The organism is Catonella sp. (genome assembly GCF_052169795.1).
Classification (GTDB): domain Bacteria; phylum Bacillota; class Clostridia; order Lachnospirales; family Lachnospiraceae; genus Catonella.
Window position 1 is genome coordinate 1 of the sequence record NZ_JBQNBU010000072.1, and the last position, 10,947, is coordinate 10,947.

Below are 10,947 nucleotides of genomic sequence, written 5' to 3' on the forward strand. Positions count from 1 at the left end.
CAAAGGCTTGAAATATTTACCTTATTTGAAAATGCTGAAGTAGATGTAGATGCTTCAAAACTACAAAAGCTTATTAAGGGTGATTGTACGATAACCGAACTCTCCGAATTAGTAAAAACTCTTCCTGAGACTGAGCAAAAAGCATTAACTCCTATAACAAAACAGATAGCTGAATTATTTGGTAAAGAACTCACTGTCTCTAATGGCTTACTTACTGATTTACTTCCTGCAAGTGCAACACTCAGTGAAGCTGCGGAACATATAAAAAATCTCCTTATCACTACCAGTGTGCCGCCGGAAGTTAAAGAAGCTCTGCTTAAATCAGATGATTTTCACAAAACCTTGAAAATGCTTATACATACCGATTGGACTCTTTCTGCAGAAGCACTTAATGAAAAAGATGCCGTGACCAATCTTTACAGAAGAATGGAGGAGCAGATAGATAAACTGAAAGTTCTTGCAGACAACACTTCCGGAAATGCTGCTGCAAAGCTTTCTGCCGATCTTGGACAAACAAAGCAGAATATGAATTTTATGAACGAAATGAATCAGATGTATAACTTCGTGGAATTGCCTATAAGAATGAACGGTCAGACTGCTGCCGGCGATTTATATGTGTATTCCGATAAACATAGGAAAAGATGCGGTAATGAAAACGGAATTTCCTGTCTGCTCCATTTAGATATGGCTAATTTAGGAGGAATGAATATAAGAATCGAACTTAATGGAGGGCAGGTTTCTACCAGATTTTTCCTAAGTGATGACAGTTCAGGAAAACTGATAGCAAGCCATCTTGACGAATTGGATACAGCAATGACCAAACAAGGATTTAATCCACAAAGTGAAGTAGTAAAAACTACAGAAAATGAAGTAGATAAAAAACTTAAATCAGGCGAATTTAACCTGGTCAATGACTTTATTCCTTCCGAAATTGAAAGCAATAATTACAGCCGATATACATTTGATATGAGAGCATAAAAAACAGACTGTACATCTCTTTTGTGTACAGTCTGTTTTAATTTCATTTAAAGCTATTTCCCCATTTTCTCCGCAATTTTTGCTTCAAAATCGTCAAAAATATAATTAAGTACAGGTGGGAAGCCTACAAATTCACATCCATAGGAAAATGTTTTCTCATCAGCCTTAGATTTTCTAACTATCTTTACTACACAGTAAAATGCCGAATGTAAATCATCCGTGACTTGAATTCTCGCATTAAAATAAAAATCAAGCGGCAGATCGCTCTCGCTGTGGAATCCTATTCCTCTTCTTGAAATATCCAACACTTCAATAGGTGCATTTACATTTTTAATAACCTCATTATCCTGCTTAAAAAGTTCAGATACACCAAGGATAAGATCTACCGGAAGCCTCTCCGCCTTCCTTTTTTCCCTATATTCCATAACCTGCCTCCTCTTAATTTTGTTTAGCCTAAGTATATAACAACCTCTATAATTAATCAATAATAATGTTATTTTTCAGTTATACTTTGACATTATCGGCAGACTATACTATTATTATTTATTACTATGATTCTTATATTGCACATTCCTTATCTAAATTATACTGGAGATAAATATGAGCGAAAAACATATGCATAAATCTTATAGAATGGACATGACAGAAGGTCCTCTAACTACAAAAATAATACAGTTTACTATACCTGTTATGCTGTCTGCAATACTTCAGCTTCTGTTTAACACAGCTGATGTAATAGTTGTAGGGAGATTTTCAGGTAAGACTGCACTGGCTGCAGTCGGTTCTACAGGTGCTCTTATAAATATGCTGGTCAGCCTCTTTATGGGACTTTCCATAGGTACAAATGTACTTGTAGCCCGTTATCAGGGAGCAAAAGATGATAAGTCCGCCTCTGAAACAGTACATACTTCCATCGCACTTGGGGTTGTAGGCGGCATCATTCTCCTCATTGCAGGACTCTTTACTGCAAGACCCCTGCTCGAACTTATGGCAACACCGGAAGATGTAATTGACCAGTCCACTCTTTATATGCAAATTATATTCTTAGGCATGCCCCTAAGTCTAATCCTTAACTTTGGAGCAGCCGTGCTAAGAGCTGTGGGAGATACGAAACGCCCTCTTTACTATCTTACAATAGCGGGTATAGTAAATGTAATACTGAATGTCTTTCTCGTTACAGTATTCCACTTAGGAGTTGCCGGTGTAGCCATTGCCACCGTCATATCACAGGCAGTATCCTGTGCACTTATAATTTTCTGTTTAAAACACGAAACAGGCTCTATAAAATTATACTTAAATAAGATAAAAATTACCCCCGACAAATGTATTGATATTATGAAAATAGGGCTTCCTGCCGGGCTTCAAGGATGCATTTTTTCCATTTCAAATGTACTTATACAATCATCCGTCAATTCTTTCGGCTCAACAGTTATGGCAGGAAATACGGCAGCAGGCAATATAGAGGGCTTTGTATATGTATCAATGAACTCACTTCACCAGACTTGCATCAGCTTTACCAGCCAAAACTTTGGTGCAGGCAAATTTAAGCGAATAAAAGCAGTACTTATTAACTGTATCGTTATCGTTACAATAACAGGTCTTGTACTCGGCAATTCTGCATATTTATTCGGAAATACCCTGCTTTCTGCTTACAATAGCGAGCCTGAGGTAATAGGATACGGACTCACAAGACTTTCCATTATAGCCAGATTTTATTTCTTGTGTGGTCTTATGGATGTAATGGTAGGTGCTATGCGTGGCATAGGCTATTCCGTACTTCCTATGATTGTTTCGCTAATAGGAGCCTGTGGGCTCAGGATTGTTTGGATATATACTATTTTTGCAGGATTCAGAAGCCTCCATACCTTATTTCTCTCATACCCTGTGACCTGGACTATAACTTTCCTAACCCATCTTATCTGCTATCTTATTGTTACAAGAAAGTATAAAAAAATGATGGCTACAGCTTAAACTGTGCCATCATTTTTGCGTTTCTCCTGCATCGCCTGAAGTATAATAGATTTTGCGGCTGCTGCCTCTTCTTTAGTTAAACTCGGAACTCCTTCTAAAGGATAAGTCATTCCAAGCTCCGTGTATTTGTTCACTCCCATTGTATGATAAGGAAGCACTTCAAGTCCGACTACATTGGAAAGTCCCGCCATAATCTCTCCTACTCCCCTAAGCTCCTTCTTATTAAAGGTAATACCAGGCACAACCACATGCCTTATAGATATAGGTATCTTATGTGCTTCTAGAGCCTTTGCAAAAGCTAAAACAGGCTCGATTGGATTGGCTGTAAGTTCCTTATGCCCTTCAGGATCTGAATGTTTTATATCTAAAAGGACTAAATCAGTTACCTTAAACAACGCTTCAAATTCAGCCAGTCTTTTTTCATAGCTCTTATAGGCTCCGCTATTTAGATATTCCTCTTCAGTCTTACCATTGTTAACAGGCTTTAGTGGATAATAAATTCCGGAAGTATCCAGGCAGGTGTGTATTCCTTCATCTTTAGCCCTCTTAAATAATGCTGTTACAAACTTAAGCTGCCCTAAAGGCTCTCCTCCTGTACAGGTAATACCGCCCTTCCTATAAAATTCTTTTTTAGAATAATATCCTGCAAATATCTCATCCAATGTCATTTCCGTACCACCTGCAAATTCCCAGGTATCCGGATTGTGGCAGTATTTACAACGCATAGGACATCCTTTTAAGAAAACAACATACCTGGTACCCGGACCATCTACAGTTCCAAAAGTTTCTATCGAATGTATCCTGCCTTTAATCTCTTTATTTTCCATAGTCACCTCTGTAAAAAATGGCTGCTGCACCCCTCTCAATGCAGCAGCCATAAGATTTAATTAAACACCCTCGTGGAATGTTCTTGAAATTACTTCATCCTGCTGCTCCTTTGTAAGCTTTACAAAGTTTACTGCGTAGCCGGATACACGAACTGTAAGCTGTGGATATTTCTCCGGATGAGCCTGTGCATCAAGAAGAGTATCCTTTGTGAATACATTAACATTGAGGTGATGTCCACCCTTTTCTGCATAACCGTCAATAAGGTTTACAAGGTTATCAATCTGAGCTTCACTAACTGCCATAATAAATCTCCTTTCAATTTGCCTATTATAGGCCACTATTTAGTTATTTTTTACTATTTTTATTCATCAACAAATGCTGCAGCATCTGATAGATTGCTTTATTCTCCCTCCGGAATAATTACATTTGGCTCTTCACAAGCACAAGAAATCTTGTTATCAAACTCAATAGAATCACCGAAGAATACTTTATCTCCCTTACCAAGTGCGTCAGGAATAATTGAAAATGTATTTGAAATACCATCCTGTGCATCCTTAAATGGAAGCTTACTTACTGAACTAAGGCTCGCCATAGCACCGTGGGTATCACGTCTGTGCATTGGGTTAGCACCCGGAGCAAAAGCCTCACCCTTTTTACGTCCGTCAGGAGTTGATCCTGTTGCACGTCCATAAACTACATTTGATGTAATTGTAAGAATAGATGTTGTAGGTACACTGTCACGATATGTATGATTACGCTTAATATAGCCCATGAATACATCTACTACATCATAAGCAATAGAGTCTACTCTATCATCATCATTACCATACTTAGGGAAATCTCCCTCTACCTGATAATCAACTGCAAGTCCTGCCTCATTACGGATAACCTTAACCTTAGCATACTTGATAGCAGAAAGTGAATCTGCAACAACTGAAAGACCTGCAATACCGGTTGCAAACCATCTATGTACATTCTTGTCATGGAGAGCCATCTGAATTCTCTCGTAGCAATACTTATCATGCATATAGTGGATTATATTGAGAGAGTTTACATATACTCCTGCAAGCCATTCCATCATGTCATTGAACTTCTCCCAAACCTCATCATACTCAAGGTAATCACCTGTAATAGGGCGGAACTTAGGTCCAACCTGCTTACCGCTAACCTCATCAGCACCACCGTTTATAGCATAAAGGAGGCACTTAGCAAGATTTGCTCTTGCTCCGAAGAACTGCATCTCCTTACCAACCCTCATGGAAGATACGCAGCACGCAATAGCATAATCATCACCATGTGTTACCCTCATAAGATCATCATTCTCATACTGGATTGAAGATGACTGTATAGAGGTCTTAGCACAGAATCTCTTGAAATTCTCCGGAAGCTTTACTGACCAAAGCACTGTAAGGTTAGGCTCAGGTGAGGTGCCAAGGTTTGAAAGAGTGTGAAGATATCTGAAACTCATCTTTGTAACCATGGTTCTGCCGTCTATACCCATACCACCGATAGACTCTGTTACCCAAGTAGGGTCTCCTGAGAAAATCTCATTGTAATCAGGTGTTCTTGCAAACTTAACGCAACGAAGTTTCATTACGAAGTGATCAATGAATTCCTGAATCTGCTCTTCTGTGTACTTACCTGCCTTAAGGTCACGCTCTGCATATATATCAAGGAAGGTTGAGGTACGACCAAGACTCATTGCTGCACCATTCTGCTCCTTAACAGCAGCAAGGTAAGCAAGGTAGAGCCACTGAACAGCTTCCTTTGTATCGTGTGCAGGTCCTGAAATATCAAAACCATAAATCTTACCAAGTTCCTTGAGTTCATTAAGAGCCTTAATCTGCTCAGAAAGTTCCTCACGAAGTCTTGTTATATTGGAATACATTGTAGACCTGGTTGTCTCTTTTTCTTTCTTCTTTTCTTCGATGAGCCTGTCTACACCGTAAAGAGCAACTCTTCTATAATCACCTATGATACGGCCTCTTCCATAAGCATCAGGAAGACCTGTGATGATGTGGCTGCTACGGCAAGCTCTCATCTCTGCTGTATAAGCATCAAATACACCGTCATTATGTGTCTTTCTATATTTTGAATAAAAATCAACTATCTGAGGATCTACTTCATAGCCATTGCTCTCGCAAGCCTTCATAGCCATCTTAAGACCGCCATTTACCTGAAGTGAACGCTTAAAAGGTACATCTGTCTGGAAACCTACAATAGTTTCTTTATCCTTATCAAGATATGCAGGACCATGTGAAGTAATTGTTGATACAATCTTTGTATCCATATCAAGCACTCCGCCCTTAGCACGCTCCTTCATAGTTAAGTCCATTACCTGAGCCCAAAGTTCCTCTGTTCTCTTTGTAGGACCTGCAAGGAAGGTGTCATCACCTTCATATGGTGTGTAGTTTTTCTGGATGAAATCACGCACATTGATTTCTTTCTCCCAGATACCCGGGGTAAAATCTCTCCATTCTTCTCTCATCGTTAACCTCTTTCACTTAGTTAGATTAAGTTTTAATGTTATTTTTTTACTTCTTGAATACAAATATAAATTACACACAATCTAAAGTCAACTAATTTCGATAATGTTTATCTTTTTATACATAAAATAGCTCAAATAGGCTAATATTGTACTTTTTAAGATACAATGTTATTTTTAACACTGTCTTGCCTGAAACTTTATTACATAATATACAAGATTATATTGTAAATATTTACATATTACTTTTCTAAATTCTTATATTATGACAATCTCCCTAAATACTATTTATAGATTAAATAAAATATACAACTATATTTATAGTAATATTCTATTTGATTTATTTTACCATTTATGCTATCCATATAAATTGTCATACTTAATAATTAACAACTAAGAAAAAAAGGAGAGTTTGCAATGAAAAAGACAAGAATTATAGCTTTAGTAGCAGCACTTACACTTACTGTAGGAGCCACAGGTCTTGTAACAGGCTGTGGAAAAAAAGATGAACCCGCTACCGGCAAAGCCGCTGCTTCTACTGCAAGTACCGCTTCACAGGCTATGGATTATCAATATATCTCAGCTGAAGATGTATTAAAGGTAACAGATGCTCACATCCTTGATGTAAGAGAAGAAGACAAATATAAAGCCGGTACCATCGAAGGTGCTGAGTGGCAGCCAATCTTCCCACTTGAGGACACTTCCCTTGAAGCTGCCATGAAGGAGTATGCTACTTCTAAGCTTAATGACGGAAAAAACATCTACATCCTTTGCAATTCAGGTAAGAGAGGTGCTGAAAAGACAACAAAGATTTTACTTGAAAACGGTATTGACAAGAGCAAAATCTTTACTATAGAAGGTGGTGCTAAGGCACTTGCTGAAATCGACGGCGCACTTAAGCCTGTACAGTAAGATAATTTCAAACTGTCAATAATGATTTAACCAATACCAAATAAGACTATCTGCAAAGCAGCTGTTTTCTTTACAGATAGCCTTATTTTTATAATGTAGAAAGGAGAGTTCGATGTTTTACATCTTAATTACCGGTTTGGGACTGCTTACCGGTATACTTTTTGCTTTTTTGCTAAAGAAAAGCAGATTCTGCCCTACCGGTACTATCAGGGATATATATGTGGAAAAAAACTACTATAATATCACCCTAATACTTTCAGTTATATTTACACAAGCCCTATTTTATTATGCAATGGTCTATTTTGAAATTTTAGACAGACCTTTCTTCGATTCATTTTCATTACTTGGAGTTGCTGTCGGAAGCTTGATATTCGGTTTTGGTGCCGTACTTTCAAACGGCTGTGCCGCTGCCTCATTATTAAAGACAGGTGACGGTAGAATAGTTGGAATTCCTTCTATAATCAGCTTTGCAATAGCTGCTTATGTAGCAGATAAAGGGATATTCAAGCTTATAAATAAAAACATTTCGAGTGTAGGTATTGCAAGGGACAGACTCCTTAAGATCCTGCCTATATCCCCATTTTTTATCTGTATTGTTATAGTTCCTGTACTTTATTTTATAATGTATAGGCATTACAAAAACCATAAACCTAAATACAGGCTTCCTTCAAGCTATACAGGAATAAGACATATCCTTTTTGAGAAAATCTGGTCTAAGGAGTTAGCTGTAATACTTATCGGATTGCTTATGGCAAGTGCATTTTACTCAAGCATATTAATTGGCAGAGAAGGCGGATTTGCCATTTCAACCCCTATCGTTTCTTGGCTTACCTATATAACAGGACTTCCTGCCGTAGCCGGTGGCTGAGTGATTATAGAAGAAACCGAGGGTATCGGTTGGTCAAAACTTTTTATAGTCGGTATAATTATAGGCTCATTTTTAACTTCATTTTTTAGTGAAGAGTTTTCTATTGTAAAAGTAAATATTAAAACTCTCATTAAGTCCATAATAGGAAGTTTCCTTATGGGACTTGGAGCTGTGTGGGCAAGCGGCTGTCTGGTTGGTAATGGTCTTGTTGGAACAGCACAATTTTCAGTTAAAAGCTGGTATGGACTGCTTTTCATTGCTATTGGAATCTGGCTTGCTTCCTACATCTTCTTAGTAAGACCTGTGAAAAAAGCTGAAAAATAAAGGTAACTATTAAATAGTTACAAATAAAGGAGAAAAACAATGGATATAATTAAAGTAAACACCAACGGTCTTGATTGACCGCTTCCGCTTATAGAGCTAAAAAAGGCTCTTGCGTCCGCTCAGAGTGAGCAACAGATAGATCTTGAATTCACCTGTCCTGAGGCTACAGTGTCACTTCCTAATTTTTGCGAAAAAGAAGGACATGAGGTTCTTGCTTTTGATAAAGTAGGCAAAAAAGGCTGGAGAATATTAATAAAGAAAAAATAATCTTTTAAAGGAGTCTTTATAGGCTCCTTTTTATATTTATTTTAGATTTATTTTCTGTTTTCCCTTGTAATTAGAATAAAATTGCATTAAAATTTATGAGATAGTTGTAAATACAGTTACAGTTGATTTAGGAGGATATTATGTCAAAAGTTACAGTAATGAATCACCCATTAATCCAGCATAAAATTGGAATTATGCGTGTTAAAGATACTTCAACAAAGGAATTTCGTGATTTAGTTTCAGAGATTGCAATGCTTATCTGCTATGAGGCAACCAGAGAGCTTCACCTTGCGGATAAAGAGATAGAGACACCATTAGAAAAGACTACAGTCAAAGAAATAGCCGGCAAGAAGCTTTGTATTGTTCCAATTCTTCGTGCAGGACTTCATATGGCTGATGGAATTCTTAATCTCATACCAAATGCCAAGGTTGGTCATATAGGTATGTATCGTAACGAAGAAACCTTAGAGCCTGTTGAATATTTCTGTAAGCTTCCTAAAGATGCTGATGAGAGAGATATATTTGTGGTTGATCCTATGCTTGCTACCGGCGGTTCCGCCATTGCAGCCATCAACCGTCTTAAAGCAAGAGGTATAAAGAGCATCCGCTTCCTTTGCCTTATAGCCGCTCCTGAGGGTGTTAAAGCTCTTAGTGAGGCTCATCCTGATATTGATATTTATATCGGCGCTGTAGACAGACAGCTTAACGAAAACGGCTACATCCTTCCGGGACTTGGAGATGCCGGAGATAGAATCTACGGAACAAAATAGAATTGAATAAAATTAAATATAATCTAATTAAAAGGTATATGCTACATTTTGCATATACCTTTTTAGCTATTCTCCTTATTGTAGAACCTTTCTACAAATTGTAGGTTGTCCCTGTCTTTCCTGCTGTATTATAATAGGTATATTAAAAATTTAAGGAGATACAATATGGATACTGAAAAAATCAGCGAATTTATCGCTACAGCAAGAACCAAAACAGGATTTACACAAAAAGAACTTGCAGACAAGATAGGAGTAAGTGATAAAACTATCTCAAAATGGGAAACAGGAAAAAGTCTTCCGGATATTTCTTATTATGAAGCTCTATGTGATGCTCTTAATATTAAAGTTAATGAGCTTCTGTCAGGGGAATATCTTACAGAAGATGTCTACCTGGAAAAGGCTGAAACTAATTTTGTTGATATCATTCGTGAAAATGATATTTCCAGGAAAAAAATTTTTGCAAAATTATTTGCAGGGCTTGCGTTATTTATCTTTGCTTTAATTTTAATCGCAGTTATGTCAAAAATCAGCTTAAGTAATATAGTTATGGGATTTTTAGATGCACCTACTTTTATTATATTTCTTTTTATAAACTTAGGTGCTATAATCATATCGGGAAGGCGGACTTTGGATGATATTCTTACCCTTTTAAGGTGCATTTCCATTCCTACTGGTGTTTTGCTTACTTTTGTGTCATTTTCATTGTTTCCAATGAACATTACCAGCATAAATCTTTTTTGGGGCTGTATTATGGCAAGTCTTATTTCAAGTGTTTATGGTCTGGTTGAGTACTTAATAGTGATAATTTTAAGCAGGAATTTAAAATGATAAAACTGCCGGTATCGTGGATTTGATTACGGTACCGGCAGCTGTTATCTTATTCTGTTTCCAGAAAACTAATTATCAGCCTTCTTGCTTCTTCTGCTATTTCTCCATCACATTTTTCTATAAACTCATAGTTTCTTGCTATTACATCAAGCATTTTAACCTGTTCACAAAGTATCTCACCTTTTATCTGATGGTTGCCTCCAAGCGAAATGTGAAATGGATGTGGCTTTATTTTTGTTGTAATCGGGCAAACCATAACCATATTGCTATGAGAGTTTAAGATATCATTGCTGACCACAAGAGCAGGTCTCCTTCCTGCCTGTTCATGCCCTGACTGTGGCGTGAAATTAAGCCATATTATGTCTCCAAATTTTAGCTCTTTTACCATACTTCCTCTCCGACTGGAACCTCTTCAATTTCTTCAGATCTCACATAAATATCTTCTATATGTTTACCGTAAAAAGCTTCCAGTCTATTTACTAAATAATTTTCTTTTTTCTTAATACTAATACCATTTTCAAGCAAACTAATTTCAATTGTTTCATTTTCTCTAATACCTAATTTTGTTAAATATGATCTAGGAATGCGTATCCCATTACCATTACCCCACTTTACCACATTTACATTTGTTTTTTCCAAAATTTTCATATCTTTATTTTCCATTTTTTCATCAGTTTAATTTTTTCATCAGTTTAATTTTTTCATCAGTTTAATTT

At 37.0% G+C, this 10,947-nt stretch carries 12 protein-coding genes and 1 pseudogene; 7 read left to right on the forward strand and 6 right to left on the reverse strand.

From position 1 onward, the window contains the following. Window positions 1-978 (forward strand): flagellar hook-length control protein FliK (locus ACTTKP_RS09450; protein WP_442553655.1); only part of this gene is annotated, 978 nt, incomplete at its 5' end. A gap of 53 nt (window positions 979-1,031) precedes the next feature. Here the strand turns inward: ACTTKP_RS09450 and ACTTKP_RS09455 are convergent. After that, window positions 1,032-1,403: a PilZ domain-containing protein gene (locus ACTTKP_RS09455; protein ID WP_442553656.1), complete on the reverse strand. Its 372-nt coding sequence runs from the start codon at window positions 1,401-1,403 to the stop codon at window positions 1,032-1,034. Window positions 1,404-1,593: 190 nt separating this feature from the next. Between ACTTKP_RS09455 and ACTTKP_RS09460 the strand changes: the two genes are divergently transcribed. Beyond that, on the forward strand, window positions 1,594-2,949 hold the full coding sequence (locus ACTTKP_RS09460) for an MATE family efflux transporter (RefSeq protein WP_442553664.1): 1,356 nt from the start codon (window positions 1,594-1,596) through the stop codon (window positions 2,947-2,949). On the opposite strand, the gene pflA is transcribed toward ACTTKP_RS09460, so the two are convergent. From pflA to pflB, 3 genes are all read right to left on the reverse strand, one after another. Then, on the reverse strand, window positions 2,946-3,776 hold the full coding sequence (pflA, locus tag ACTTKP_RS09465; protein WP_442553665.1) for a pyruvate formate-lyase-activating protein: 831 nt from the start codon (window positions 3,774-3,776) through the stop codon (window positions 2,946-2,948). The genes ACTTKP_RS09460 and pflA overlap by 4 nt on opposite strands. 60 nt (window positions 3,777-3,836) lie before the next feature. Continuing rightward, window positions 3,837-4,079: an autonomous glycyl radical cofactor GrcA3 gene (gene grcA3 / locus ACTTKP_RS09470; RefSeq protein ID WP_442553657.1), complete on the reverse strand. Its 243-nt coding sequence runs from the start codon at window positions 4,077-4,079 to the stop codon at window positions 3,837-3,839. 98 nt (window positions 4,080-4,177) lie between these two features. After that, complete coding sequence (gene pflB / locus ACTTKP_RS09475) at window positions 4,178-6,265, reverse strand: formate C-acetyltransferase (RefSeq protein ID WP_442553658.1); 2,088 nt, start codon at window positions 6,263-6,265, stop codon at window positions 4,178-4,180. Between the two features lie 414 nt (window positions 6,266-6,679). Between pflB and ACTTKP_RS09480 the strand changes: the two genes are divergently transcribed. The 5 genes and pseudogenes from ACTTKP_RS09480 (at window position 6,680) to ACTTKP_RS09500 (ending at window position 10,231) form a co-directional block, all read left to right on the forward strand. After that, complete coding sequence (locus tag ACTTKP_RS09480; RefSeq protein WP_442553659.1) at window positions 6,680-7,174, forward strand: rhodanese-like domain-containing protein; 495 nt, start codon at window positions 6,680-6,682, stop codon at window positions 7,172-7,174. Between the two features lie 112 nt (window positions 7,175-7,286). Then, window positions 7,287-8,366: pseudogene (locus ACTTKP_RS09485) on the forward strand (YeeE/YedE family protein). Window positions 8,367-8,456: 90 nt separating this feature from the next. Further along, complete coding sequence (locus ACTTKP_RS09490) at window positions 8,457-8,633, forward strand: sulfurtransferase TusA family protein (RefSeq protein ID WP_442553666.1); 177 nt, start codon at window positions 8,457-8,459, stop codon at window positions 8,631-8,633. Between the two features lie 140 nt (window positions 8,634-8,773). After that, the gene (gene upp / locus ACTTKP_RS09495) at window positions 8,774-9,403 is read left to right on the forward strand and encodes a uracil phosphoribosyltransferase (RefSeq protein WP_442553660.1); all 630 of its coding nucleotides are present in this window, start codon (window positions 8,774-8,776) and stop codon (window positions 9,401-9,403) included. Between the two features lie 165 nt (window positions 9,404-9,568). Then, complete coding sequence (locus tag ACTTKP_RS09500) at window positions 9,569-10,231, forward strand: helix-turn-helix domain-containing protein (protein ID WP_442553661.1); 663 nt, start codon at window positions 9,569-9,571, stop codon at window positions 10,229-10,231. Between the two features lie 49 nt (window positions 10,232-10,280). Here ACTTKP_RS09500 and ACTTKP_RS09505 read toward each other — a convergent pair whose 3' ends face one another. Both ACTTKP_RS09505 and ACTTKP_RS09510 read right to left on the reverse strand, forming a co-directional pair. Beyond that, window positions 10,281-10,619 carry a type II toxin-antitoxin system PemK/MazF family toxin gene (locus tag ACTTKP_RS09505; RefSeq protein WP_442553662.1) on the reverse strand — a complete coding sequence of 113 codons (339 nt, stop codon included), beginning with the start codon at window positions 10,617-10,619 and terminating at the stop codon, window positions 10,281-10,283. Beyond that, window positions 10,613-10,894, reverse strand: coding sequence for an AbrB/MazE/SpoVT family DNA-binding domain-containing protein (locus tag ACTTKP_RS09510; protein WP_442553663.1), 282 nt, complete (start codon window positions 10,892-10,894; stop codon window positions 10,613-10,615). Before ACTTKP_RS09510 ends, ACTTKP_RS09505 begins: the two co-directional genes overlap by 7 nt. Between the last annotated feature and the right edge of the window lie 53 nt (window positions 10,895-10,947).